Source organism: Armatimonas rosea (genome assembly GCF_014202505.1).
GTDB classification, from domain to species: domain Bacteria; phylum Armatimonadota; class Armatimonadia; order Armatimonadales; family Armatimonadaceae; genus Armatimonas; species Armatimonas rosea.
This window is the reverse complement of the sequence record NZ_JACHGW010000003.1, coordinates 867,998-891,572: the sequence shown is the minus strand read 5'-3', so window position 1 is coordinate 891,572 and position 23,575 is coordinate 867,998. Positions and strand designations below refer to the sequence as shown.

The window sequence follows — 23,575 nt, the reverse complement described above, 5'->3', positions numbered from 1 at the left end:
CCTTCAGGACTTCTTCACGATTCACGCGTAGACTATCAGAACACAGGAGGTTGGATATGACAACAGCAAGATGGCAAGTGATGGGCGGTATGGCACTGGGCGCGGTACTGACCCTCGGGTTTGCGGCGACGATGCAGCATGCAAATGCGCAAAAGTCGTCCAGTAGCACCAAGGATGCGGTCGAGCAGGAGCTTCCCTCCCCCCCACAGCGTGGTCAGGGCGGCTTTGGCGGCCAGGGCGGTGGTGGCTTCGGGGGCCCTCCCGGCGGTGGTCAAGGCGGTTTCGGAGGCCAGGGTGGCCCGGGAGGCGGCTTTGGTGGACCTGGTGGTGGCTTCGGGGGCCAAGGCGGTCCCGGCGGCGGCCGTGGGATGGGAATGATGGGCATGCCCATGGGCGGCGGCGCGAGCATCACCGCCACGGAGAAGTATGTCTACGTCCTCCGCGGCGACCAGCTTCTCCAGTACTCGGTCGATGGGCTCAAGCTCACGGCGAAGGCGACCCTACCCCGGCCTGAAGGTGGACCCGGCGGTCCGGGTGGGCCTGGTGGACCGGGCGGCAACTAGCCGCCCTTCGGAAGCGCACAGACGCTGACAGTGACCAGCTCACTGTCAGCGTCTTTTTTTGCCGCCCGCCCCTGCGCCGCAAGCGCATCGGCGTAGACCGTGAAGAGCGTATTGCGATCACGCTCCGTCAGTGCAAGCGGAAGGTGGGCGCGGGCAAACATCAGGTCTTTTGGCTCGGGGCTATGTCCATCGAGCCCCAGAGCGTGCCCCAGCTCATGGGCGAGGACTTGGGGCATCAGGTCGTTTCCGAGGCTCGCATCCACCTTGATGTGGGCCCGAATAATGCGCGTGTCGCTGAGCCGGTAGGTGACAGTGGTCGTGCCGACGGTATCCCCGCCCAGGGAGCCTGTAGGAACCACCTCAACCGTGAGAACCGCCTCGGAGGCGGTGGCGGGTGCGAGCGTGACGATATTCTTGGTGTAGGGGGCCCAGGTCTCCAGTGCCTGCTGAAAGAGCGCCGGCATGTCCTTCCCCTCAGCGGGTGCGATGGCGTAGGTCAGGTTGGTGAGGCTCCACTGGCGCCCCGCCCCCAGCGTCGCCCGGTAGTTAGGCTCGTAGCGGCCAGGTACGGCAGGTGCCGGGGCCGGGGTCGCTCCCAGCGTCGACGCAGGGCCAGCCCCGGCCCCGGCACATCCCGAAAGAGCGCTGACGAGGCCAAAAACGAGACACAAAGGACGAAGTGAGCGTTTTGTTTTCACACCTGTAAGATCGGAGCGGGGAGTAAAATCCTCTACCGCATCCTTGCGAGTCTAGCGGAGCGGGGTCAGAATGCGGGCGCAGTGCTCACAGAAAACCAGCACCTCCCCGCGGCGCGCCGCCTCGCCGGACTGGGAGTTGACCCGCGTGTGGCAGGCCCCACAAGAGTCGTCCTCGCCGACCGGTGCGCAGCCGACCCCTTGTTTCTTCCCGCGGAGCGCATCGTAGCGGGCGAGCAGGCTGGCGTCGGTCACCTCCTTGGCTGCCGCCTCACGTGGAGCCTGCAGGCTGGCGAGCTCCGCCATGAGCTCTTTTTGCCGCGCCTCAAAGTGGGCACGCACTTTCTTAAAGCGGCTTGCCTGCTGGAGCTGCTCCCGCTCGGCCTCTTCCGCGAGGGCGACGGCCTCGGCGGCGGCGTCCATTGCCAGGAGCACAACCTCCTCCGCGCTGTCTTTCTGCCGCCCGAGCATGTCCAGCTCTTTCTGGAGGTTCTCCAGGTCACGGGAGCCGGTCACACTGCCACCGTAGAGCCGCTTCTCCTCGTGCTTGCGCTTGGTCTCGATCGTCTCCAGCTTCAGCTCGGCGTCTTTTTGCTCCGACTGCGCCTTGGTGGCGAGTGCGCGGAGTGCCTCGGCCTCTTTCTTCTTGGTGTTGTAGAGCCCGAGCGCCGCCGCGCCATTGTCGGTGGCGGCCAGGGTCGCCTTGGCCTTCTCGATCAGGGAGTCGATGGCCTGGAGGGCCAGGAGGCTCAGAAGGTTCTCACGAAGAGACTTGCTCATGGTTCTCGCTTCTTGCTGAATCGCTCAGCGTTTTCGTTTTGTCGGATGGTAGCGGCGCAAGAGAAACGGCAGCATCTGCTGGTACATCCTGCCCCGGGCGACTGCGCCGCGCCAGAGGCCGAGCTTGCGCTCTTTGGTGGGATGGGAGACATCCTTTAGCACCACATCGGTCATGGGGAGGCCCTCCCCCATCACAAAGCTCGTAATCGCCAGCTCGACCCCATAGCGGGCATCGGCGAGGCAGGGGACACTCAGAAACACTTCCCGGCGGATCGCACGCTGGCCGGAGATATTGGGGGCGAGGATCTGGGCGAGGGTGGTCCAGAAGTTTCCACCGCGAAAGACCCCGAGCGCCATCACTTTCTCCCCACTCTTCACCGGAGCGAGCAGGCTTTCGACATGCGCGACGGTAAGCCCAATCAAGTCCGCATCCAAAAAGAGCAGGATATCAGCGTCCTCGGCCTCGTCGGCACCCCGCTGCATCGCCGCGCCCTTGCCCTGGTTCTTGGCCTGCTGGACGACTCTTAGCTTTCCTTGTGCGGCCGCATGCTGGCTAGCGACCTGGAAGGTATCGTCGATAGAGCCATCATCGACCGCAATGATGCCATCCACCGAGGGCGCTGCCGCGAGCACGTCGAGAACGGGCACGATACGGCGACCTTCGTTGTAGGCGGGAACAATCGCGACAACCCTCACGGGGCTTTGTAGGTTCCCTTCCGAAACTTCTCCGCTCGCTCGGTGGCGGCCTTCACTCGCTCACTTGTCATGGGGTGGGTCGAGAAGAACTCCGCGAGTTTGCCGCCCCCGCCTCCTGTCTTTGCGCCCATCTTGGTGAAGAAGCCCGCCATCGCCTCGGGTTTATAGCCCATGGAGACCAGGTACTTAAAGCCAAACTCATCGGCCTGGTTTTCATCACTCCGGGAGAAGGCCATCGACTTGAAGTTGGCATAGACCTCTGCGGCGCTCTTGATAGAGTTCCCCCCCTTGAGGAGGACATCCAGAGTAGCCAGACCCACCATGAGATCCCGGTTCTTCTTGAGCTGCTTTACCGAGTGGCGCTTGGTGATGTGGGTGATCTCGTGGCCCAGCACCGACGCGAGCTCGTCATCGGACTCGGCCAGCTTGATCAGGCCCGTGTAGAAGTAGATCGGTCCTCCGGGGATCGCAAAGGCATTGATCTGGTCCGACTGGACCACCTTCACGCTGTAGGGGACGTCCCAGTCTTTGCGTGCCAGCGGGAGCAGCTTGGCGGCGACGCGCTGGACGCGCTCTACCTCGGGGCCGCGCGTGATGATGGGACCATCCGGGAGCTTTTGCTCGTACTCACGTGCGACATCTTGCCCCATCTCTATCTCTTTATCTTTGGAGGGCAAGCCCCCCTTGCAACCGACACTGACCAGGGCAACTACCGCCAGCGAGGCGCACCAGAACCGTCTCATGGCTTCTTTGGTTCTTTCTTCTTCTCGGTCTCCCAGAGAGAGCCCACTTGTTTTGATAGGGATTGTACCGTACTTTGTAGCTCCCCGACCGGGTCGGCGCCTTGTGCCCCGGCATAGGCTTTTTGCGCTGTCTCCGCCGCGAGCTTGGTCTCCTTGGCCGCTTCGTCGAGGCGCTTGGCCTTCAGGAGAGTCTGGGCTCTCTCCGCGTGGGACTTAGACTCACGGAGGAGTGCCAGCGAGCGGGTGAGAGTCGGCTTGTCCCCTGGCACCGCGCGATGCTTCCCCGTGGCGGCACGCAGCTGTGCGACCTCGGTCTTGAGCTTCTGAACCTGCCAGATGTTCCAGGCCAGCGCCGCGGTCAGTGCGACAAAAAAGAGCCCGCGCAGAATCGCGCCAAAGAACTTCATTTCACTCCCCCTTGTTTTGCGTGCATCGCGTGCTTCAGCCGTAGCTCTAGAGACAGCGCAAGCCGCCCCGACGTTGCGAGGAGCGCCCCTAGTGGCCGGCCCGCTCCCGTGGTGGTCAACGAGACACGCTGATTGTACCGATCTTGTGCGCCCCAGCGGTACTTGTAGCCCTCGTCGCCGCGCAGAAAGTCAAAGGTAGTAGCACCATCGTGATCGATCGCGTATTGGATCGCCTTGGCCGTGAGTACCGTCCCCGGCGAGAGCTTGGAGAGGGTTGGGTCGAAGCCTCCCAAGTAGTAGTAGGTTGTGTGTCCCTTGTGAAAGCAGTAGATCGCCGCCACGGCCCGCCCATCGAGCCAGAGCGTGTGGAGGCGCAGGTTCCCGGACTCCAGCAGGCGCGTGGCCGCCTCGGTGTGGAAGGCGCGGGCGGCCTGAGAAGCGAACGCACCGGGCATCCAGCGCCCCCGCCAGCGGAGCTGATGTAGCGAGAAAAACGCCTCCATGTCCTCGGTGAGGGTTGGGGCCGTGGCGAGGCGCAGCTCCAGCGCGTGGGTCTTTGCCATCGAGCGCTCGTAGTAGCCGATGTTCTGGCGGTGCTTCTTGCTCAGGGTCTTCAGGAACGCATCGTAGCTCTCGGGCAGCGGCAGGTACGGGCAGGTCTCCCCCTGCCAGACCTGGGCAGTGGGTAGCGTCGTCGCTATCCCACCGGGCGGCACTTGCTGACAGTCGGCCCAGAGCCAGCGCAGCGAGTTCTGTGCGAGCCACTGCCCTACCGCCTGAACAACAGCGTCTTCTTGCCCAGGGAGTGCCAGCAGATCCAGGTAGTCCGAGCCCCCCGTCCCGACCAGCCGAAGCGTCCCCGCAGCAGAGAAGAAGGGGGCGAGGCCGACGACCTCTACCTGCTCGTCCTCGACCAGCAGGGCAAAGAGGCGCTTGCCGGCTTTGTTGTGTGCCCACCACGCCGCACTCCACTCCCAGGTCTGGAAGACGGTCGCGCTCGGGGATGCCGCCGCGAGCGCTTTCCAGGAGCTCTCCAGCGCCGCAAGGTCGGAGATACAGTGAATCTTGAGCACGAGGGCTATTGTACCTTGCCATTTCGTCCCCGAAACTGTATACTTAATTCCGATCAATTTACTCACCTTAACAAGGGCGAGAGTGAGAAAGACGTCAATCGCCTATGACATTCACGACAAAAGAAGACTATGGCCTCCGTGCGGTACTGGATCTTGCCGCGCAGGGGGGCAGTGCGCCCGTGCAGGCGCGTGAGATCGCGGCGCGACAGCAGATCCCCGAGCCCTTTCTCGAGCAGCTTCTGGCATCGCTCCGGCGAGCCGAGGTCGTGCGCTCGATCCGTGGAGCCGGCGGCGGCTATGTGCTGGCTGACACCCCCGAGCGGGTCACGGTGGGGGCGATCCTACGGGCGCTCTCGGGGCCGCTGATTCCCCATGAGCTGATCCAAGGCACCCCCGAGGAGCCCGAGTCTCTGGGCGCGATCCCTGAGGTGCAAGTTGTCCGCGGTGTCTGGCACGAGCTCCGTGCCGCCCTCCTCTCTGTCGTCGAGACCGTTACGGTCGCGGAGCTCCTAGAGCGCCGCATCGCCACCCGCGAGGGATTCCTCGCCATGCATATCTAAGGAACCACTATGAAAATCTACAACAACCCCACCGAGCTGATTGGCAATACCCCCCTCGTGCGTCTCAACCGAGTCACCGAGGGCGCGGGGGCCGAGATTCTCGCCAAGCTGGAGTACTTCAACCCGGGCCTCTCCGTGAAGGACCGCATCGGTGTCAACATGATCGAGGCCGCCGAGAAAGCGGGCCGGATCGCCCCGGGACGCAATGTCATTGTCGAGCCCACGAGCGGCAACACCGGGATCGCGCTGGCGTTTGTGGCCGCCGCCAAGGGCTACGAGATCATCCTGGTCATGCCGGAGACCATGTCGATCGAGCGCCGCTTGCTCCTCAAGGGCTACGGCGCGACCCTGGAGCTGGTTCCCCCGAGCTACGGGATCGGCATGACGGGCGCGATCAAGAAGGCCAATGAGATCGCGGCCGAGGATCCCGAGAAGTACTTTATCCCCCAGCAGTTTGAGAACCCGGCCAACCCGGAGATTCACCGCAACACCACGGCGGAGGAGATCTGGAACGACACCGACGGCACCGTGGACATTCTGGTCGCCGGGGTCGGCACCGGCGGAACCATCACAGGAGTCGCCGAGGTGATCAAGGCGCGCAAGCCTAGCTTTACGGCGATCGCGGTCGAGCCCGTCGCCTCTCAGGTGATCGCCCAGACCAAGGCGGGCGATGCCCTGGCCCCTGCGCCCCACAAGATCCAGGGAATCGGGGCGGGCTTTGTGCCCAAGAACCTCAACACCGATGCGGTCGATGAGACCTTCCCCGTGAGCAACGAGGACGCGGTCGCGATGGCCCGCCGCGTGATGCGCGAAGAAGGACTGGCCGTGGGGATTTCGTCGGGGGCCGCGATCTACGCCGCCATCGAGGTCGCCAAGCGCCCCGAGAACGCCGGCAAGCGGATCGTCGTGATCGTCCCCAGCAACGCCGAGCGCTACCTCTCCACGATTCTCTTTGAGGACCTGCGCGGGTAGGGCACTCCCCCGGCTCGTTCCTCGCCACCCCCTCTCCCTCTGGATCCACGTTCCGTGGGAGGAGAGGGGGTGAAATTTTGGGAGGGGGTAAAATTTTGGTATGAGCACTCCCACTCCCTGGTCGGTTCTTCGGACACGCGCGCCCTTTCGGCGGCTCTGGCTGGGGGCGCTGGTCTCGTCGCTGGGGGGCACGTTCACCTGGATCGCGCTTACCTGGTTTCTTGTCGAGCGCACCCACTCCGATGCGGAAGCGGGAGCCGCGATTGGGCTCATGCTCCTCTGTATCTCCCTGCCCGCAGTACTGACCGGCGGGCTGATCGGCAAGCTCCTGGACCGCGTGCAGCCCCGCCCTGTCCTTATCCTGGATAACCTGGCACGGGCCGTGCTGATCGCCCTGATTCCCCTCTTCGACCTCCTCGGCTGGCTTCCCCTCGTGTCCGTCTACGTGATCTCCACGCTGATGGGTGCCCTTGAGCCCGCCACGAGAGTGGGAACGCGCTTGCTCACACCACACCTGATCCCCGACGAGGAGCTGGAGGTCGCCAATGGTGCCCTTGCCCTCACGGAGCATCTCCCCGTGATTGTCGGACCTGCGCTAGCCGGTTTTGTCATTGCACAGTGGGGGGCACCACGCGCCCTCCTACTCGATGCGGCGAGTTTCCTGGTCTTTGTGGGAGCCGCCGCCACGATGCCCGATATCCTCCGCACCGAAGCCAAGCCCGACTCGAAAAGAGGCTTTGGGCCGCAGGTGCTCCTACGCTTCCCCCTGCTACTCTTTGTGACTCTCATGAGCGCGGCCGCGACCTTTGCCTACGGCCCCACGGAGGCGGCGCTTCCGCTCTTTGTGAAGAACCAGCTCCATCAGGGCGCGAGCGGGCTGGGCTGGCTCTGGTCCGCTGTCGGGGTTGGTGCAGCCGTGGGAAGCCTCGCCACGGGCTGGCTCATCCGTCGCGTCCCCGCAGGGCTCGCCATGTCCCTGAACTGTCTGATCTGGGGCCTCTGTGAGGTTGCGCTTGCCTTCTCCCCAACGCTCTGGCATGCGCTCGCCTGCTTCTTCCTCGGTGGCATTGTTTGGGGCCCCTACATGGCGGTAGAGGCCAGCTTCCTCCAGCGCAACACCCCCGCGGACCAGCAAGGGACGGTCTTTGGGGCGCACGCCGCGCTCTTAGCCCCGATGATGCCCCTCGGTGCGGCAGTGGGAGGGGCACTCCTTCGCGTCACCAGTGCCCAGAACGTGATCCTCGGAGCCGCCCTCGCCTGTGTCCTGACGGGCGCAGTCGCGCTATGCGTCCCGGGGCTCCGGCGCGGCAAGTCCGGGGAGGGAGCCGGGGATTAAAAGCCCCGTCTCTCGGAGACAGCGTCCCGAGGACGCGCAGAAATAAGCGCTTTCCGCGCCCACGGGGCGCTCCCTTCCCTCTGCCGGGGCTTTCAATCCCCGGCTCTATCCCATCGCCAGCGCATGCGCTATACTGGAGGGTGAAATGAGTCGTCTTTCCCCCCGTGCGCTCAACTGCGCCCCCTCCCCCACGCTCGCCATCACCGCCAAGGCCAACCAGCTCAAGGCGGACGGTCACGATGTCCTCGGCTTCGGTGCCGGGGAGCCGGACTTCGATACCCCGCAGCACATCAAAGATGCGGCTATCGATGCGCTGGCTAAAGGCAAGACCAAGTACACGCCCTCGGCAGGCATCCCCGAGCTGCGAAAAGCCATCTGTGAAAAACTCAAGACCGACAACGGCCTCGACTACGCCCCCGGCAACGTCATTGTCTCCTGCGGCGGCAAGCACACACTCTACAACATCTTCCAGGCCATGGTCAGCGAGGGCGATGAGGTCGTGATTCCCGCGCCCTACTGGGTCAGCTACCCCGAGCAGGTCAAGCTCGCCGACGGCACCCCGGTCATTCTCCAGACCACCGACGAGACCAACTTCGCCCCGACAATCGACCAGCTCAAGGCCGCGATCACGCCCAAGACCAAGATTGTCGTGCTGAACTCCCCGAGCAACCCCACCGGCGCGATGTGGCCCCGCGCCACGATCGAGGCCCTGGCGGAGCTCGCCATCCAGCACGATTTCTACGTCATCTCCGACGAGATCTACGAAAAAATTGTCTACGATGCCAATGAGTTTATCTCGATTGCAGCACTCGGACCGGAGATCAAGAAACGCACCTTTACGGTCAATGGCATGTCCAAGGCCTACTCCATGACTGGCTGGCGCCTGGGCTATGTCGCGGCGGAGGCGGAGTATGTCGGGGCGATGAACCGGCTGCAAGACCAGAGCACGAGCAACCCGACCAGTATCGCGCAGTGGGCGGGTCTGGCCGCGCTCACGGGCGACCAGAGCTTCCTCGCCGAGTGGTGCACGGAGTTCGATGCCCGCCGCAAGCTAATTGTCGCCGGGCTCAATGGAATCGACGGCCTGAGCTGCCTGATGCCCGAGGGAGCGTTCTATGTCTTCCCCAAGGTCAGCGCACTCTACGGCAAGACCACGCCTGAGGGCAAGACCCTGCAGAGCGGCGATGACGTCGCCGACTACCTGCTCGCGACCCAGAAAGTCGCGGTGGTACCGGGCTCGGGCTTTGGTGCCGATGACTATGTGCGCCTGAGCTATGCCACCAGCCGCGCGACTATCGAGAAGGGTGTCGCACGGATCGCCGAGGCCGTGGCGGCACTGAAGTGAGGCATCCCTCCCCCAGGCATCTCTCCCCCCTGCCCCCTCCCTTCCCCGTGTTTCCTCCTTCGTCGGCGGGAAAGGAGGGGGGGCTCTCCCCCGAGCACTCCCCTGCCTCGTGCCTCGGCACCCCCTCTCGTCCCAACGAAGGAGGAAACAGAGCGAGAGGGGGTCGCGCGTCGTGAGGAACGAACAGAGCGCGGGGGGAGTGTCCGCGGGGGGAGTGCCAGCGTTCGCGAAGCGCTGGGGGTTTGCGCCCGGGAGTGCTCTCCTGGAGCAGGCACTCACCCACCGCTCGGCGGCTCCTCACCCCCACTCCAACGAGCGCCTGGAGTTCCTGGGCGATGCGCTGCTCAATGTCTATGTGGCCCGACTGCTCATGGACGCCCTCCCCGACGCCGCCGAGGGGACGCTCACCCTGGCCCGCGCGAGTGTGGTGGACCGCGAGACCCAAGCCGATGCTGCCCAGGTGCTGGGAGTCCCCGAGCTGCTCCGGCTCGATCCGGGTGGGCAGAAGATGGGCCTTGCGCAGCAGACACGCCTGCTCTCGGGAGCCTACGAGGCGCTGGTCGGGGCGCTCTACCAGGAGGCGGGCGAGGCCGTGGCGCTCGCCTTTGTCGAGGCCACCCTCGCCGAGCCGCTCCAGGCCGTGATCCAGAACCCCGCTACCAAGCACCCCAAGAGCCGCCTGCAAGAGGCGCTCCAGGCCCAAGGCCGCAAGAAGCCCGAGTACCGTGCGCTAGACTCCGGGCCACAACAGGAGCCCGTGACAGTCGAGGTGCTCTGTGAGGGTACCCTGCTAGGCACAGGGACGGGCCGCGCTCTGCGTGCGGCAGAGCGAGCCGCTGCGCTGGATGCCCTTGCGCACTTGACAGACACGCCACCAGGACGTATGCTGTAGGAGAGAGAGCTTTGCCAGGCAAAGAAACAAAATTCCACCCCGACGGCACCCCGATCTTTCGGATTGTCACCAGTGCGGGGGAGGCAGAAGAGCACCTACGGGTCATCCGGCAGGCGATGGAGCGCTCCACCAAGCACTCCACCCTCTCGGGGCTCTCGGGGGTGCTGGCAGGGTGCTACGCCCTCGCAGCGGCGGTGTTCGCCCCCACGAAGCTGGGGACTCTCACCGATAAGCTGCTGTTTGTGGCACTCTGGGGGGCGACCCTTGTCCTCGCCTTGGTCACCGACGTGCTCCTAACCAAGCGGCGCGCGGCCAAGGTGGGCAAGACGGCCTTCTCCGCGCTGGGTGTCCACCTGGCACGGGCCGTGGCACCGGGCTTGCTGGCGGGCGCAGGGATCACCCTGTTCCACCTGCTCCACCCGGAGGCGCTAGGGACCTATCTCTACGGCCTTTGGATCCTGTGCTACGCAGTCGCACTGCTGGCCATTGCGATGTTCAGCCGGCGCGAGGTCTCGATCATGGGCTGGGCGTTTCTGGGGGCGGGGATCATCGCCCTGCTCCTCCCGGATAACTTTATTATCGGCCCGCGGGCGCTCATGGCGCTGACCTTTGGGGGCTTTCATATAGTCTACGGGGCCTGGATGGGCCTGAAATACGGATGGTGAGAGAAGAAAATGGCAGCGGTTCGGAAACTTGATGCAATCGATGATGTGATCCACCAGAAGGTTCGGCTGGGGGTGATGTCCAGCTTGATGGCGTCTGGGGAGTGCGACTTCAACTTCCTCAAGGCCGCCCTGGGTGTCTCCGACGGGAACCTCTCCACCCACCTCACCGTGCTGGAGGAGAGCGGCTATGTCCGGGTGACCAAGGAGTTTCACGGAAAGAAGCCCCGCACCACCTACGCCCCCACCGACTCGGGCCGCCGCGCCTTTGAGGCCTATGTCGCCGCGCTGGAGGAGATGGTTCGCCGCTAACGCAAGAGAGCGCCCCTGTGCCGGGACGCTCTCAGGTACTTAGTGGGCTGTCGCTCTACTTCTTGATGTTGTAGAAGCGCATCACCATCAGGCTATTGGCCTCGCCTTTGTCCGGGTTCACCCGTACCACCACCATGTCGTGGTCCTTGCGGTAGGAGTGCCCCCCACGCTTGTTGTCACGCCCATCCTCCAGCCGATAGCCCGCCTTGAGGAGCTGCTCGTCGTACCAGCCATAGACCAGTGCAGGCGCATCCTCGGTGCGAAACCCCGCAATGGCAGTGCGCTGTGCCGGGACAAAGCGCCCACCAATCTTCATGCCCGCTCGGCCGATCTTGGTGGAGTTCTCGTCAAACTGAATCTTGGGATAGAGGGGGGTATCGCCCAGCTCTGCCAGGACCTGCTCCTTGTCGATGGGCTTCTTGAGCTCCTCTTTCATGGCATTGGACATCTGGACGCCGCAGGCCCCTATTCCCACAATGCTCCCCACCAGCAGCACCGCGCACCCAATCCCGGTCACCGCCCAAGGCGACATGCGCTTCCTGGGAGGCGGGGGGGGATTAAAGGCATCTTTTCCTATATCAAAACTCACGGTCTCTACTCCTTTACATACGTCTAAAACAGCACTTGTTGGCGAAATGTTACCGCCCAGACACCTTCATTCGGGAGAGCATCAGCACGGCAGGCTCTGCGAGGCTCACGGTAATTATGTCGTCCTTGTCGGAGAACTTAAGCGTGGTTGCCTTCTCCTGGGTCTCCCCCTGAAACACATAACCTTTTTCGGTGAGGGTCTTCTTGTACCAGTCCTTCACCTCTGCTTGGGGAGCCGACAGCCGAAAGCTCGCTGTCGCCATCTCCAGTTTTGCGAACTTTGACGCCACAACAGAACCCGCCCGTATGCTCTTGGTCAGGTCTTCGTCCCACTGTGCCTTAGGATGGATGGGAAGCTTTAGTTTTGCCAGGACAGCCTCTTTGTCGAGCGGCTTGCTCATCTCCTCCGACACCGACTTCGAGACCAGCAGGCCAAGCCCACCGATCCCCACCACCCCGAGTGCCGCGACTCCAAGACAGCCCACACCTGCAATGATCCACGGGGACATTCGCGCCATTTTGTCGTTCTCCTTACCGTATTGTACCCTGCAACTCCCAAAGGTTGCGGGCCGCGGCGCGCGTTTCTGCCCCTAGCTGCGCCACGAGAGCCGCCGCGGGAAGGCGCTCGGCTGTCAGCCCGACACTCTGCCCGGCGTAGAGGCACATGGCATCGATATCCCCGACAACGCCGGGCGCGGGCAGGTTCGATGAGAGCCGCGGGATCGCCTCGCCATCTTCGTAGTGCGCGATAATCTCCCCCGCGCGCTCCCAGTGCTCGGGGAGGTTGAGGACCCGGTGCGGCGCGTTCGGCCAGCCGCCCGAGAACCGCTCGGTGTGGAGGGTATCTGCCTCCGTGGCCTCTTGTAGCCGTCGCTGGTAGTGCGGATGCACCCGTGCCTCGTCGGTGAGCAAGAAGCGTGTCCCCATCCACGCCGCCTCCGCTCCCAGAGCCAGCGCGGCCGCGATCCCCCGCCCATCGGCGATCCCTCCCGCGGCGAGCACGGGTAGCTCAGGAACCGCATCGACCACCCGTGGCACCAGCGCCAGCGTGGTCACCTGGCCCCAGACATGTCCGCCCGCCTCCCAGCCCTGCGCGACAATGCCATCCGCGCCTGCATCCGCCGCCTGCCGCGCCTCGTCGGCGCTCCCCACTGTGACCAGAGCCGTCGCACCCGCCCGGTGCACGGTCTCAAGGGAGCGTGTCGGGTCGCCCCAGAAGAACGAGAGCAGGCGCACCCCTTCTTCCAAGCAGATCTCCAGCCGCTCGGTCATGTCCCACGCCAAGACCAGGTTCACGCCAAAGGGCCTCCGGGTCCGCTCCTGTGTCTGACGGATGAGCAAGCGGAGCGCCTCGGGCTCGCGCCAGGTCCCGGAGAGCATCCCCAGCCCCCCCGCATTACTGACCGCCGCGACCAGCTCCGGGCAGGAGGCACTTCCGACGGGCGCTTGCACCACGGGCACGCTCATGCCCCAAGCCTCACAGAAACGATTTTTCATATCGCAGAGTGTACCTCCTTGCGAAAATCGAATTTACCCGGTATACTTCTCCCTTGGCATTTCAGGAGCGAATCGTATTCCCATGGCAAAGAAAAGTTCAGAGAACCGCATCATCATTACCCTCCGTTCTTCGGAGAGCGGTGCAACCTACACGACAATCAAAAACAAGCGCAACGACCCCAGCCGGATTGAGCTGAAGAAGTATGATCCTGTCCTGCGCAAGCACGTGACCTTCAAGGAGACAAAGTAATGTCTAAAGTCTGCGCCGTCAGCGGCCGCAAGGCCCAGGCCGGGCGTAACACCCGCCACGTCCACTCTGGTCAGTGGGCGCACCGCGCCCCCAAGACCTGCCGTGTCTTCAATGTGAACCTTCAGACGGTCTCCGTCCCGGCTCCCGGCGGCGGCACCCAGAAGATCAAAGTGGCAGCTCGCATGCTCACCAGCCGCAAGTTCAAGGCGATCCTGGCGGGCCAGGCTCCCCTGCCTAAGAGCTTCTAAGACAGGCAATTTATTAAAAGACAGCCCTCGCTTCGGAGAGGGCTGTTTTTTTGTCGCCCCCGTTATTTGTATCGCCCCCGTTAGAGGGGGGCGTCTTGCTGTCCTCGTGCCTCGGACACAAAGGCCTTCGGCCATAATCAGGTAAAATGCGGCCATGAAGACCGTTCTTGCGATTGCGAGCTTTGAAAAAGGCCAGGCCTTTCTGCGCCAGTGCAAGGCGGAGGGCTGCCGAACCCTCCTGCTGACCTCCCAGAGCCTGGAGAACGGAGACTGGCCGCGGGAGTGCCTCGACGATATCTACTTCATGCCGGATGTGGACAAAGAGTGGAACCTGACCGACATGATCCACGCTGTCAGCTACCTCGCCCGCACGGTCAAGATCGATAAGATCGTCCCCCTCGACGACTTCGATGTCGAGAAAGCGGCCCTGCTGCGCGAGCACCTGCGGCTCGGAGGGATGGGCGACACCACCGCACGCTACTTCCGCGATAAGCTGGCAATGCGCGCCAAGGCCCGTGATGGTGGCCTGCCCATCCCGCGCTTCGTGGGGGTTCTCAACTACGACGATATCCGGGCCTTTATGGCGGAGGTCCCGCCGCCCTATGTCCTCAAGCCGCGAACCCAGGCGGGGGCAATTGGGATCAAGAAGGTCGAGAGTGAGGCAGAGCTCTGGCCGCTTCTCGAAGCCTTGGGCGACCGGCAGTCCTACTACCTCTTGGAGGAGTTTCTTCCCGGCACGATCTGGCACGTAGACTCCATTGTCGATGACAAGAGAGTGGTCTGGGCGCTGGTGAGCCGCTACGCCCGCCCGCCACTTGAAGTGAGCCACGAGGGGCGTGTCTTTTGCACCCAGAATGTCCCCTACGGCTCGGTGGAGGAAAAAGCGCTCAAGAAGCTCAACGCCACCGTTCTCAAGACCCTAGGGCTGGTGCGCGGGGTCTCGCACACGGAGTACATCCAGAGCGCCGCCGACGGCCGGTTCTACTTCTTAGAGACGAGCGCCCGTGTCGGCGGTGCCCATATTGCGGAGATGATCGAGGCGGCCTCGGGCTTAAACCTCTGGGCGGAGTGGGCCAAGCTAGAGGTGCGGGAGAGCTACACCCCGGAGCCGCCCTACAAGCGCTACGCCGGCCTGCTGGTCTCGCTGGCCAAGCAAGAGGAGCCCGATCTATCCGGCTACGACGCTCCCGAGATCTGGTGGCAGCTCAAGAAGAAACACCACGCGGGAGTTGTCCTCGCCTCCGAGAGCCATGCCCGCATCTCCGAGCTACTCACCTCCTACACCGAGCGCTTCTACCAGGACTTCTTCCAGCGCCTTCCGCCCAAAGAGAAAGCAACCGATTAGTCATGAACCGTGTTTTTCATAGCTGGCACAGCCCTCGTCTGAACCGGACGATGGAGCTCTTGGAGTTTGGGCACGCAGGAATGCCTGTCTTGGTCTTCCCGACCTCCCTGGGCAAGTTCTACGAGTACGAGGACCGCGGGATGGTCAGCGCGCTCTCGGCCAAGATCGAGGCGGGCTACCTGCACCTCTACTGTGTCGATAGTGTCGATGCGGAGAGCTGGTACAACAAGCAGGCAGCGCCTTGGGATAAGATTCGCCGTCACAATGAGTACGAGGCCTACTTACTCCACGAGGTGCTTCCCTTGATGGGGGGAGGACGGATCGGGGTGACGGGCTGCTCGTTTGGGGGCTACCACGCGGTCAACTTCGCCCTGCGCCACCCGGATGTGGTGAGCCACTGCGTCAGCATGGGCGGTGCCTACGATCTCACTAGCTTCCTGGGCGACTACCGCGGTGAGGACTTCTACTTCCACCAGCCCCTGATGTACCTGCCCCAAGACGACGACGGCTGGTACTGGGAGCGCTACCGCGAGCTGACTCTGATCTTGGCAACCGGGGAGAACGATATCTGCCGCCGCGACAACGAGCGCCTCAGCGAGGTGCTCTCCCGCCGCTCCATCCCCCACCGATTGGACATCTGGGACAACGGCACGGGCCACGACTGGCCCTGGTGGCAGCAGATGGCCCGGACGTATTTTTAGACCGCCCCCGATTCTGTATCGCCCCCGTTAGAGGGGGGCGTCTCGCTCCCATGAACGGGAGCGTCTATCTGTCCTCGTGCCTCGGACACAAAGGGCTGCGCCCATAATCCCGAGTAAACTCGGTATGGCCGGAACGGCCTTCGCAGCCGTAGGCTCTCAAGCCCCCCCGTTCTGATCGGGGGGGACTCGACGCTTCCCACTCCCCCCGCTCTCTTCGGGGATATGCGATATAATCTCCCTGCATGCGTCGCCCCCTTCTGACTGCGCCTCTTTTGCGCCGCGCCAAGATCGCGGAAGCAACCGACAGAATTACCCTGGAGAAAGCACGAAACCTACTCTGGCGTGGTCGGTGTCAGATTGAGGAAAGTACCCCCACTAGCGCCACCATGATTGTCGAGGCGGGGCCACACGACCGCGCCCGTGTCCGGGTGGAGATCCTCGAAGAGGGAAGCATCTCCTGCGACTGCAACTGCCCCTTCTTCACGGGAGATCGCCCCTGTGTCCATATCGCCACCGCCGCGATGGGCCTAGAGCAGCACCTCCACTCGCATCCTCCCCAAACCTGGGAGAGCCGCCTTCAGGCAATCCTCGGGAGCGAGACCACCGCAACCAAGTCCCGGCGAAGCGCACGCATCTTAGCCTTCTCCCTGCAGCCGTCGTACCGCAACTGGCAGCTGATCGCCTACGCCGTCCCTCAGACCGCCCTGACCGGGGTGACCGATCTGACAGACTTCGACAGTATCGCGCGGGTTCTCAAAGACGAGATCGGGCGGAGCTGGCGCGTCCGCAACCCCGATGCCGAGACCTTTGAGAACGCCACCCAGGAGCTCAAGCTCGCGGCGCGCCTGACCGCCGCCCAGCTCTCGTACTACAGCTACTATGGCAACGAGACCTCCCAGCTCCACTCCCTGCTCTCCCTCCTGCCCGAGGCGCTGGTCTTCACGGGAACCGAGGGAGCGCCGTTCCAGAGCAGAATCCGAGTCCGCCCCGATGCCGGTAGTGTCGCGCTCCACCTGACCACCAGCACCGACGGTAGCATGACCCTCGCCCCGCGCCTGCTAATCGCCGGGGAGCCCATCACGGTCAAGCGCCCAGAGATCCTGATCAAAGACCCCCTCTGGCTCAAGCTCCCCGATAGCCTGGTCAGCTTTGGTAGTGTTCCCAAGTCTGTCATCACGCTTCTGGAGAGCGAGCCGGTGGTGGTTCCCGCCGAAGAGGTCCCGTTCTTTCGGAGCGAGTACCTGCCCCGCGCCGCGGAGCGCCTGCCGCTCACCGGGGAGGGGCTCTTTGGCGAGGATATCCGCGAGCAGACCCCCGAGAAGCGCCTCTACCTGAGCGAGCAAGAAAAAGAGCTCGTGGCACAGCTTCGCTTTGGCTACGGCGGCACCGAGCTGGCCTGGCGCAAGGATGCAGTCTCGGTCCTGCTGGAGTTCAACCCGCAGACCGGCCTCCTAGACCGAATCCACCGCGACACCACGACCGAGCTAGCGGCCTACGATGCCCTCCTCTCCCACGGCCTCAAGCGGGGCGGCGAGGCGGGCGAGTTCACCCTTCGCGCACGCCTGACCCCCGTGGACTTTCTGCTCCACCACCTGCCACGCCTGGTCGAGGAGGGCTTTGCGGTCTATGGGGAAGAGGCGCTCCAGAGTGTCAAGGTCAACCGTGCCCGCCCGAACCTCTCGTTCAATGTCACCAGCGGGATCGACTGGTTCGATGTCGAGGGCATGGTGGAGTTTGGTGACACCCACGCCACCCTCAAGGAGCTGCGCCGCGCGATCCGCAAGAAAGAGCGCTATGTCAAGCTCGCCGATGGCTCTATCGGGATGATCCCCAACGAGTGGATCGAGAAGTTCCGGCATGTCTTTGCGCTGGCGGGCGAGACAAAGGACACGGATGCCCTGCGCCTCTCCCCCCTCCATGCACTACTCTTTGAGCAAGCAATCACCGACAGCGACGGCGACTCGGTGGCGGATGCGGAGTTTGAGAAGAAGAAGCAGGCGCTCCGCCGCTTCGAAAAAGTGGACGAGACCCCGCTGCCGGAGTCGCTCGCCAGTGTCCTTCGTCCGTACCAAAAGGCCGGCTACGACTGGCTGCACTTTCTCCGTACGAGCGGCTTTGGTGGCTGCCTCGCCGACGACATGGGAACAGGCAAGACCGCCCAGACCCTGGCGTTGCTGCTCTCCCTCCAGGGCAAGAGCAAGAAGGCGAGCCTGCTGGTGGTGCCGCGCTCTCTGGTCTTCAACTGGGAGCGGGAGGCGGAGAAGTTCGCCCCGCAGCTCAAGCTCCTCCGCTACGACGACAGCGCACGCGCCGTGGACACCAAGGAGTTCGATGGCCACGACCTGATCATCACCACCTATGGCATCCTGCTGCGCGATATCGAGAAGCTGAGCAAGTACCCCTTCTTCTACGCGATCCTGGACGAGGCGCAGGCGATCAAGAACCCGCTCTCACAGACCAGCCGCGCGGCACGCTTGCTCAAGGCGCAGCACAAGCTAACCCTGACAGGCACCCCAATTGAAAATGGAACCGCAGAGCTCTGGAGCCAGTTCGCCTTTCTCAATCCAGGCCTGCTAGGAGGGCTCGAGCTCTTCAAAGAGAGCTTCTTGGGGCCGATCGAGCGGGGCAAGGACGAAGACGCGGCGGCGGCTCTCCGTGCACTTACCCGTCCATTTCTCCTCAGGCGCACCAAGGCGCAGGTGGCGAGCGACCTGCCACCCCGGACGGAGCGCATCATCACGGTGGAGCTGGAGAAGGCCCAGCGCAAGCTCTACGAGCAGACACGCGACAAGTACCGGGCACAGATCCTGGGAATCTTAGACGCCGAGGGGAGCTCCAATGCCCAGCTCCGGGTGCTGGAGGGCCTCTTGCGCCTCCGTCAGGTCTGCTGCGACCCGCGCCTGATGGACCCGACATCGAAGGTGGGCTCGGCAAAGCTGGAAGCGCTCCTCGAGACCATGGAGACACTCCGTGCCGAGGGGCACAAGGCGCTGATCTTCTCCCAGTTCACCCAGATGCTGGGGCTCTTGCGCAACGAGCTCGACGCGCGCCAGATCCCCTATCTCTACCTGGACGGCCGGACGAAAGACCGCCAGGGCCGCGTGGACACGTTCCAGAGCGACGAGAGCATTCCGTTCTTCCTCATCTCCCTCAAGGCAGGGGGAGTCGGGCTCAATCTCACGGCAGCCGACTACGTGATCCATATCGACCCGTGGTGGAACCCCGCCGTGGAGCAGCAGGCATCGGACCGCACGCACCGGATCGGGCAGACGCGCCCGGTGTTTGTCTACAAGTTCCTAGCACGGGACACGGTCGAGGAAAAGATCGTGCTGCTCCAGGAAAAGAAGAAGGCATTGGTCGATTCGCTAATCCAAACCGAGACAAGCCTCTTCAAGTCGCTCACCCGCGACGATATCGCGGCCCTCTTTTCTTGATCTGTCGGCCCCCTAGCCCCCCGAGATGGAGGAGGGGGGCAGCTTTCCCATCCGCAAGACACGCAGTCCGTTGAGCGTGACGAGCAAGCTCCCGCCCACATCGGCAAAGACGGCCATCGGAAGGGTCGCTTTTCCTAGCAAGGCGAGAATGAAGAAGACCAACTTCAGCCCCAGTGCCACCGTGATGTTCTGGGTAAGGGTCTGGGAGACCATGCGGGAGAGGCGGATAAAGGCGGGGATCAGGCGCAGGTCCTCGCGAAGCAGCGCGACATCGGCGATCTCCAGCGCCACCCCGGTTCCTGTACGTCCCATCGCAAATCCCACCTGAGCACGCGCCAGCGCCGGACCATCGTTGATCCCATCGCCCACCATCCCCACGCCACCACCCTGCTGGGCAAGCGCCGTGACCGCCGAGAGCTTGTCCTCGGGGAGTAGCTCCGCACGCACGTCGGTGATCCCTGCCTGCCGCGCGATCTCCGCTGCCGCCGCGTGGCTATCTCCCGTCAGCATCACCACCGCAACCCCGAGTGCCTTGAGCTGCGCCACCGCCTCGATTGCCGTGGAGCGCACCGTGTCCGCCACCCCGATCACCGCCAGTGCCTGCTGGGCATCGGTGAGCACGACCGTGGTCTTTCCCTCGCCTTCCAGCCGCGCCAAGAGCGCCTCGACATGCGGCCCGCAGACCTGGTTCTCCTCGGTCAGGCGGTGGTTGCCGACATAGTGGCGACGCCCGCCCAGGGTCCCCGCCACGCCGCGCCCCACCACGGCCTCAAAAGCCTCGACAGGGAGATGCTGGCAGTCGTGGGTCTGGGCACAGTGCGTGACAATCGCCTCCGCCACGGGGTGCTCCGACGCCGCATCCAGGCTCGCCGCTAGATGAAGCAGCTCCGCGGGCGCACGGTCCGTGAGGGGGAGAATATCGGTCACTGCGGGCTGTCCCTTGGTCAGGGTGCCGGTCTTATCAAAGGCGATCGTGCGAAGATTGCGCCCCTCCTCCAGATACGCCCCGCCCCGCACCAGCAGGCCCAGCCGCGCCGCGGCAGTCAAGCCGCTCACGATGGTCACGGGGGTCGAGATCACCAGGGCGCAGGGGCAGGCGATCACCAGCATCACCAGCGCACGGTGTAGCTGCTCCGCCCAGCCCGCCCCGAGAAAGAGCGGGGGGAGCACGGCATAGAGGAGCGCCAGCATCACCACGGTGGGTGTGTAGACCTGGGCGAACTTGTCGATAAACCGCTGAGTCGGGGCGCGCTCTTGCTGCGCTTCTTTCACCGCGGCGACAATCCGATCCATTGTGGTGTCGCCACGCGCCGCTGTCACCTCAAAGATAAAGGTCCCGGTCGTGTTGCGCGTCCCCGCAAAGATCGCATCGCCCGGCTTCTTCTCCATCGGCAGGCTCTCCCCCGTGATCGCCGCCTGATTCACCGCCGAGAGCCCCTCGGTGACAGTCCCATCGAGGGGAATGCTCTGCCCCGGCCGCACCCGTACCCGGTCGCCCACCCGCACGAGCGCCAGCTTGCTCTCGTGAAAGCTCCCGCAGTCTGAGAGCACCTCCACGGTCTCGGGCGCGGCCTCCATCAGCCCCTGGACAGCCTTGCGTGCCCGCTCCAGTGAGAGCCCCTCGATCACCTCCGCGACCGTGAAGAGCACCGAGGCCATCGCCGCCTCGGGCCACTGCCGGATCACCACGGCCCCCACAATCGCCAGTCCCATCAGAAAGTTAATATTGAGTGTTCGTGTCCGAAGCGCCATCCAGGCCTTGCGCGCGGTCTCCGCCCCGGAGAGCAAGAGCGAGCCCACCGCCAGCACGACCACAGGAAGCGCATTATCGGCGTGTGCCTGCCCACTCCCCTCCAGCGCCCATGCCAGCCCCTCCGCGCTCGCCGCCAGCACGCCCGCCGCCACGAGTCGGATCAGCTTGGCCCGAGGGAGCGCGGGAGCCACCTGGAGCGTCCCCTCGTTCTCCGCCGTGAGCGGCTTGGCGTGCATGCCAAGCTCCGCCAGCGCACTCTCCGCCGTGGACTTGGCGTCGTCGGTGTGCGTGACAGTCAAGATGCGCTCGATCAGGTCGAACTGGAGCGCCTCGATCCCCGTGACGGTCTTCAGGCGGTTGCGGATCAGCTGCTCTTCGGTAGGACAGTCCATCGCGGCGATAAAGTAGCGGGAGATAGCCATTACACTCTAGGATACCCGCTTCCCCTCTCTCCGGTTCCCTGTCGGGTATCCTAGAGGCAGCAGGCCATGACGCAACAGCAGCAGCACGCTCAGCTCAGCCACGACGGTAAGCGCAAGCTCGCCGCGCAGCTTGTTGCCACCACGCGCCTAGACACCAGCCTGAAGCTCCTGGAGGGCTGGGACCGCGACACCGCCCTTACCACCCTCCTGGAGCTCCACCCCGAGGCGGAGCGCTTTGCCCCCAGAGCACGCGCCAACTACCGGCAGTACCTCATTGCCTACGCCCTCACGTCCCTGGCAAGCTTTCTTCTCTGGGGCTTTGAGAGCGGGCCTGTAGTCTTGCTTTTCAGCGGTATCGTCCCCCTGTTTCTCTACTGCGCCCACCGCGCGACCGCCTCCGAGAAGGGGACGCTCCAGGCGCAGATCGCGGAGGTTCTCCTAGAGTACTATCTTCCCACGGCCACGCCCTCCGACCTCCCGGCGGTGCTGGAGATCGGAGCCCGGCTCGGCTCACCCGAGGCCCATCCCCCGCTCAAGGCCACTCTCATCCGGCTTCTGCCCTACTTCAGCGAGTCCACCGCAGCGGCCCTGACCCCCTCCCAGCACAGGTTTCTCCTACGCCTCCTGCCCACCGCCGATGAGGAGCTGCTCCTGGTCACCCTGCTCGCGCTGGGCACCCTCGGGGACCCGCGTGATGCCGATCCCATCCGCTTCACCGCCAGCGGCCTGAGCCTGCGGGTGCGTGAGGCGAAACAAGAGTGCCTGGAGACCCTGGAATCCCGTATCATAGGGCATGCTCTCCCCAAAGCAACAGACCCTCGTCCCTGACCTACGCGGCAAGACCAAGCAAGAGGCCCTTGCCCTCCTAAAGCAAGCCCACCTCCGTGTCGGAGCGCTGGCCGAGGGCAGTAGCACGCTCGCCAAGGGGCTGGTCTGCGAGCAGGTGCCCGCCGCAGGCGTGCGGGTGCCGTGGAATGCACCTGTCGACCTGCGCCTGAGCCGCGGCCCCAGCGACGATCCCGGGGTGCTGAAGAATGGGAAAGAGGGCGCGAGCTACTCCCCACCCGCCCGTGGCAAGAGTGTCATCCGGCTCCCACGGCAAGTCGAAAACCCACCGACAAGCTTTCTCAAGGGGGGCACCAAGATCACGCTGGTGGCGGAGGGACTGGAGAACCCGCGCTGGCTGACCGTGGCAGAGAATGGGGATATCTTCGTGGTGGAGTCCCGCCTAGAGATCAAGAAGCAGAAGCAGCCCAACCGCGTGACCGTCCTGCGCGATACCGACGGCGATGGCAAGGCGGACCAGCGCAGTGTCTGGGCCGACAACCTCTACCTGCCCTTTGGGATCGCGTTTCATCGCGGCTTTCTCTATGTCGCCAATACTGGCTCCGTGGTACGCTGGCCCTACAAACCCGGTGCGCTGGTCGCGCCCCAGCCAGCAGAGACCGTGATCTCCGATATCCCCGAGACGGGAATGCGGCAACACTGGACCCGCAACCTCGCCTTCTCCCCCGACGGCAAGTGGCTCTATGTGACGATTGGGAGCAAGGAGAACGCCGATATCGAGGAGTCGCCCCGAGCCAGCATTGTCCGCTACGCCCTCGATCCTACAGGCAAGCCCATTGGAAAGCTCGCGGTCTTCGCATCGGGGCTACGCAACCCCATCGGCATGGCCTTTCACCCCAAGACCGGCGCGCTCTGGGCGGTGGTGAGCGAGCGGGACTACCTCGGCGATGAGCTTGTCCCGGACTTTCTCACGGAGATTAAAGAAAACGGTTTCTACGGCTGGCCCTACTACTACCTCGGCCCGCACCACGATCCCCGCCTCCCCGAGCGCCCCGACCTCAAAAAGAAGACACTAGTCCCCGATGTTCTCTTCCCCGCCCACTCCGCCCCGCTGGGACTGGTCTTTGATCGCGCGGGAAATGCCTATGTCGCGCTCCACGGCTCCCAGAACCGTAGCCGCTTCACGGGCTATAAGATCGTCAAGATTCCCGCGGGACGTAAAAAACCGCAGGACTTTGTCACCGGCTGGCTTGTCGATCCCAACCACAACGCCGTCAATGGCCGCCCCGCCGGGCTCGCGTGGGACCGCGACGGCTCCCTGCTCATCGCCGACGACTGGGCAGGCCGCATCTGGCGCGTGACAGGAAAATAAAAAGCCGCCCCACGCATGCGCGGGGCGGCTTTAGGTTTAGAGCAAAACGCGCTTACTTAGCGGCGAGTGCTTTCTCGATCTCTGCGACCACGGCAGGGGTCAGCGGATCGGTGCCGGCCTTGACGCGGCCAAGGATCTCACCG

25 protein-coding genes are annotated in these 23,575 nt (G+C 64.0%); 15 read left to right on the top strand and 10 right to left on the bottom strand.

Annotation, left to right across the window (positions count from 1 at the left end; genetic code table 11):
- The first annotated feature begins 56 nt into the window (after window positions 1-56).
- On the top strand, window positions 57-563 hold the full coding sequence (locus HNQ39_RS19155; protein ID WP_184200475.1) for a hypothetical protein: 507 nt from the start codon (window positions 57-59) through the stop codon (window positions 561-563).
- Here the strand turns inward: HNQ39_RS19155 and HNQ39_RS30640 are convergent.
- From HNQ39_RS30640 to HNQ39_RS19125, 6 genes are read right to left on the bottom strand one after another with little or no spacing between them, the layout of a single operon-like run.
- Window positions 560-1,261, bottom strand: a complete 702-nt coding sequence (locus HNQ39_RS30640; protein WP_184200255.1) for a matrixin family metalloprotease — start codon at window positions 1,259-1,261, stop codon at window positions 560-562. The genes HNQ39_RS19155 and HNQ39_RS30640 overlap by 4 nt on opposite strands.
- A 51-nt stretch (window positions 1,262-1,312) precedes the next feature.
- Window positions 1,313-2,038: a zinc ribbon domain-containing protein gene (locus HNQ39_RS19145; RefSeq protein WP_184200252.1), complete on the bottom strand. Its 726-nt coding sequence runs from the start codon at window positions 2,036-2,038 to the stop codon at window positions 1,313-1,315.
- A gap of 24 nt (window positions 2,039-2,062) precedes the next feature.
- Window positions 2,063-2,734 carry a glycosyltransferase gene (locus HNQ39_RS19140; RefSeq protein ID WP_184200249.1) on the bottom strand — a complete coding sequence of 224 codons (672 nt, stop codon included), beginning with the start codon at window positions 2,732-2,734 and terminating at the stop codon, window positions 2,063-2,065.
- The gene (locus HNQ39_RS19135; protein ID WP_184200246.1) at window positions 2,731-3,477 is read right to left on the bottom strand and encodes a M48 family metallopeptidase; all 747 of its coding nucleotides are present in this window, start codon (window positions 3,475-3,477) and stop codon (window positions 2,731-2,733) included. Before HNQ39_RS19135 ends, HNQ39_RS19140 begins: the two co-directional genes overlap by 4 nt.
- Window positions 3,474-3,884 carry a hypothetical protein gene (locus HNQ39_RS19130; protein ID WP_184200243.1) on the bottom strand — a complete coding sequence of 137 codons (411 nt, stop codon included), beginning with the start codon at window positions 3,882-3,884 and terminating at the stop codon, window positions 3,474-3,476. The genes HNQ39_RS19135 and HNQ39_RS19130 overlap by 4 nt, the downstream gene beginning before the upstream one ends.
- Window positions 3,881-4,957: a GNAT family N-acetyltransferase gene (locus HNQ39_RS19125; RefSeq protein WP_184200239.1), complete on the bottom strand. Its 1,077-nt coding sequence runs from the start codon at window positions 4,955-4,957 to the stop codon at window positions 3,881-3,883. Before HNQ39_RS19125 ends, HNQ39_RS19130 begins: the two co-directional genes overlap by 4 nt.
- A 104-nt stretch (window positions 4,958-5,061) precedes the next feature.
- Here HNQ39_RS19125 and HNQ39_RS19120 point away from each other — a divergent pair, with 104 nt between their 5' ends.
- From HNQ39_RS19120 to HNQ39_RS19090, 7 genes are all read left to right on the top strand, one after another.
- A complete protein-coding gene (locus tag HNQ39_RS19120) occupies window positions 5,062-5,517 on the top strand; it encodes an RrF2 family transcriptional regulator (protein WP_184200236.1) in 456 nt (151 codons plus the stop codon).
- A gap of 9 nt (window positions 5,518-5,526) precedes the next feature.
- Window positions 5,527-6,489, top strand: coding sequence for a cysteine synthase A (gene cysK / locus HNQ39_RS19115; protein WP_184200233.1), 963 nt, complete (start codon window positions 5,527-5,529; stop codon window positions 6,487-6,489).
- A 100-nt stretch (window positions 6,490-6,589) separates the two neighbouring features.
- Complete coding sequence (locus HNQ39_RS19110; protein ID WP_184200230.1) at window positions 6,590-7,825, top strand: MFS transporter; 1,236 nt, start codon at window positions 6,590-6,592, stop codon at window positions 7,823-7,825.
- 145 nt (window positions 7,826-7,970) lie between these two features.
- Window positions 7,971-9,170 (top strand): pyridoxal phosphate-dependent aminotransferase, encoded by a 1,200-nt coding sequence (locus tag HNQ39_RS19105; RefSeq protein ID WP_184200227.1) that lies wholly within the window; start codon window positions 7,971-7,973, stop codon window positions 9,168-9,170.
- 214 nt (window positions 9,171-9,384) lie between these two features.
- Window positions 9,385-10,062: a ribonuclease III gene (rnc, locus tag HNQ39_RS19100; RefSeq protein WP_184200224.1), complete on the top strand. Its 678-nt coding sequence runs from the start codon at window positions 9,385-9,387 to the stop codon at window positions 10,060-10,062.
- 11 nt (window positions 10,063-10,073) lie between these two features.
- Complete coding sequence (locus HNQ39_RS19095; RefSeq protein WP_184200222.1) at window positions 10,074-10,727, top strand: hypothetical protein; 654 nt, start codon at window positions 10,074-10,076, stop codon at window positions 10,725-10,727.
- A gap of 9 nt (window positions 10,728-10,736) precedes the next feature.
- Window positions 10,737-11,036, top strand: coding sequence for a winged helix-turn-helix domain-containing protein (locus HNQ39_RS19090; protein ID WP_184200219.1), 300 nt, complete (start codon window positions 10,737-10,739; stop codon window positions 11,034-11,036).
- Window positions 11,037-11,091: 55 nt separating this feature from the next.
- On the opposite strand, the gene HNQ39_RS19085 is transcribed toward HNQ39_RS19090, so the two are convergent.
- The 3 genes from HNQ39_RS19085 to HNQ39_RS19075 form a co-directional block, all read right to left on the bottom strand.
- Window positions 11,092-11,568 (bottom strand): hypothetical protein, encoded by a 477-nt coding sequence (locus HNQ39_RS19085; protein ID WP_184200216.1) that lies wholly within the window; start codon window positions 11,566-11,568, stop codon window positions 11,092-11,094.
- 106 nt (window positions 11,569-11,674) lie between these two features.
- Window positions 11,675-12,142, bottom strand: coding sequence for a hypothetical protein (locus HNQ39_RS19080; RefSeq protein ID WP_184200213.1), 468 nt, complete (start codon window positions 12,140-12,142; stop codon window positions 11,675-11,677).
- A gap of 13 nt (window positions 12,143-12,155) precedes the next feature.
- Window positions 12,156-13,121: an NAD(P)H-dependent flavin oxidoreductase gene (locus HNQ39_RS19075; RefSeq protein WP_184200210.1), complete on the bottom strand. Its 966-nt coding sequence runs from the start codon at window positions 13,119-13,121 to the stop codon at window positions 12,156-12,158.
- A gap of 82 nt (window positions 13,122-13,203) precedes the next feature.
- On the opposite strand from HNQ39_RS19075, the gene rpmG reads away from it, so the two are divergent.
- The 5 genes from rpmG to HNQ39_RS19050 all read left to right on the top strand — a co-directional run bounded on the left by rpmG (window position 13,204) and on the right by HNQ39_RS19050 (window position 19,099).
- Entirely contained in the window at window positions 13,204-13,371 is a 168-nt protein-coding gene (gene rpmG, locus HNQ39_RS19070) for a 50S ribosomal protein L33 (protein WP_184200205.1), read from the top strand.
- Window positions 13,371-13,619 (top strand): L28 family ribosomal protein, encoded by a 249-nt coding sequence (locus HNQ39_RS19065; RefSeq protein WP_184200201.1) that lies wholly within the window; start codon window positions 13,371-13,373, stop codon window positions 13,617-13,619. Before rpmG ends, HNQ39_RS19065 begins: the two co-directional genes overlap by 1 nt.
- 154 nt (window positions 13,620-13,773) lie before the next feature.
- Window positions 13,774-14,964 (top strand): ATP-grasp domain-containing protein, encoded by a 1,191-nt coding sequence (locus tag HNQ39_RS19060; RefSeq protein WP_184200198.1) that lies wholly within the window; start codon window positions 13,774-13,776, stop codon window positions 14,962-14,964.
- 2 nt (window positions 14,965-14,966) lie between these two features.
- On the top strand, window positions 14,967-15,665 hold the full coding sequence (locus HNQ39_RS19055; protein ID WP_184200195.1) for an esterase family protein: 699 nt from the start codon (window positions 14,967-14,969) through the stop codon (window positions 15,663-15,665).
- 242 nt (window positions 15,666-15,907) lie between these two features.
- Window positions 15,908-19,099: a DEAD/DEAH box helicase gene (locus HNQ39_RS19050; protein WP_184200193.1), complete on the top strand. Its 3,192-nt coding sequence runs from the start codon at window positions 15,908-15,910 to the stop codon at window positions 19,097-19,099.
- A gap of 12 nt (window positions 19,100-19,111) precedes the next feature.
- On the opposite strand, the gene HNQ39_RS19045 is transcribed toward HNQ39_RS19050, so the two are convergent.
- Complete coding sequence (locus HNQ39_RS19045) at window positions 19,112-21,274, bottom strand: heavy metal translocating P-type ATPase (RefSeq protein WP_184200190.1); 2,163 nt, start codon at window positions 21,272-21,274, stop codon at window positions 19,112-19,114.
- Window positions 21,275-21,340: 66 nt separating this feature from the next.
- Between HNQ39_RS19045 and HNQ39_RS19040 the strand changes: the two genes are divergently transcribed.
- Together HNQ39_RS19040 and HNQ39_RS19035 are read left to right on the top strand one after the other, a co-directional pair.
- On the top strand, window positions 21,341-22,102 hold the full coding sequence (locus HNQ39_RS19040) for a hypothetical protein (protein WP_184200186.1): 762 nt from the start codon (window positions 21,341-21,343) through the stop codon (window positions 22,100-22,102).
- Complete coding sequence (locus tag HNQ39_RS19035) at window positions 22,068-23,432, top strand: DUF7133 domain-containing protein (protein ID WP_184200183.1); 1,365 nt, start codon at window positions 22,068-22,070, stop codon at window positions 23,430-23,432. Before HNQ39_RS19040 ends, HNQ39_RS19035 begins: the two co-directional genes overlap by 35 nt.
- Window positions 23,433-23,575 lie beyond the last annotated feature (143 nt).

What these genes read in the sequence shown, in the direction of transcription:
- HNQ39_RS19080 (WP_184200213.1), bottom strand. Translation starts at nt 12,142, where the DNA reads ATGGCGCGAATGTCCCCGTGGATCATTGCAGGTGTGGGCTGTCTTGGA.
- HNQ39_RS19135 (WP_184200246.1), bottom strand. Translation starts at nt 3,477, where the DNA reads ATGAGACGGTTCTGGTGCGCCTCGCTGGCGGTAGTTGCCCTGGTCAGT.
- HNQ39_RS19065 (WP_184200201.1), top strand. Translation starts at nt 13,371, where the DNA reads ATGTCTAAAGTCTGCGCCGTCAGCGGCCGCAAGGCCCAGGCCGGGCGT.
- HNQ39_RS19110 (WP_184200230.1), top strand. Translation starts at nt 6,590, where the DNA reads ATGAGCACTCCCACTCCCTGGTCGGTTCTTCGGACACGCGCGCCCTTT.
- rpmG (WP_184200205.1), top strand. Translation starts at nt 13,204, where the DNA reads ATGGCAAAGAAAAGTTCAGAGAACCGCATCATCATTACCCTCCGTTCT.
- HNQ39_RS19055 (WP_184200195.1), top strand. Translation starts at nt 14,967, where the DNA reads ATGAACCGTGTTTTTCATAGCTGGCACAGCCCTCGTCTGAACCGGACG.
- HNQ39_RS19120 (WP_184200236.1), top strand. Translation starts at nt 5,062, where the DNA reads ATGACATTCACGACAAAAGAAGACTATGGCCTCCGTGCGGTACTGGAT.
- HNQ39_RS19085 (WP_184200216.1), bottom strand. Translation starts at nt 11,568, where the DNA reads ATGTCGCCTTGGGCGGTGACCGGGATTGGGTGCGCGGTGCTGCTGGTG.
- HNQ39_RS19075 (WP_184200210.1), bottom strand. Translation starts at nt 13,121, where the DNA reads ATGAAAAATCGTTTCTGTGAGGCTTGGGGCATGAGCGTGCCCGTGGTG.
- HNQ39_RS19050 (WP_184200193.1), top strand. Translation starts at nt 15,908, where the DNA reads ATGCGTCGCCCCCTTCTGACTGCGCCTCTTTTGCGCCGCGCCAAGATC.
- HNQ39_RS19145 (WP_184200252.1), bottom strand. Translation starts at nt 2,038, where the DNA reads ATGAGCAAGTCTCTTCGTGAGAACCTTCTGAGCCTCCTGGCCCTCCAG.
- cysK (WP_184200233.1), top strand. Translation starts at nt 5,527, where the DNA reads ATGAAAATCTACAACAACCCCACCGAGCTGATTGGCAATACCCCCCTC.
- HNQ39_RS19035 (WP_184200183.1), top strand. Translation starts at nt 22,068, where the DNA reads ATGCTCTCCCCAAAGCAACAGACCCTCGTCCCTGACCTACGCGGCAAG.
- HNQ39_RS19060 (WP_184200198.1), top strand. Translation starts at nt 13,774, where the DNA reads ATGAAGACCGTTCTTGCGATTGCGAGCTTTGAAAAAGGCCAGGCCTTT.
- HNQ39_RS19105 (WP_184200227.1), top strand. Translation starts at nt 7,971, where the DNA reads ATGAGTCGTCTTTCCCCCCGTGCGCTCAACTGCGCCCCCTCCCCCACG.
- HNQ39_RS19045 (WP_184200190.1), bottom strand. Translation starts at nt 21,274, where the DNA reads ATGGCTATCTCCCGCTACTTTATCGCCGCGATGGACTGTCCTACCGAA.
- HNQ39_RS19130 (WP_184200243.1), bottom strand. Translation starts at nt 3,884, where the DNA reads ATGAAGTTCTTTGGCGCGATTCTGCGCGGGCTCTTTTTTGTCGCACTG.
- HNQ39_RS19155 (WP_184200475.1), top strand. Translation starts at nt 57, where the DNA reads ATGACAACAGCAAGATGGCAAGTGATGGGCGGTATGGCACTGGGCGCG.
- HNQ39_RS19040 (WP_184200186.1), top strand. Translation starts at nt 21,341, where the DNA reads ATGACGCAACAGCAGCAGCACGCTCAGCTCAGCCACGACGGTAAGCGC.
- HNQ39_RS19090 (WP_184200219.1), top strand. Translation starts at nt 10,737, where the DNA reads ATGGCAGCGGTTCGGAAACTTGATGCAATCGATGATGTGATCCACCAG.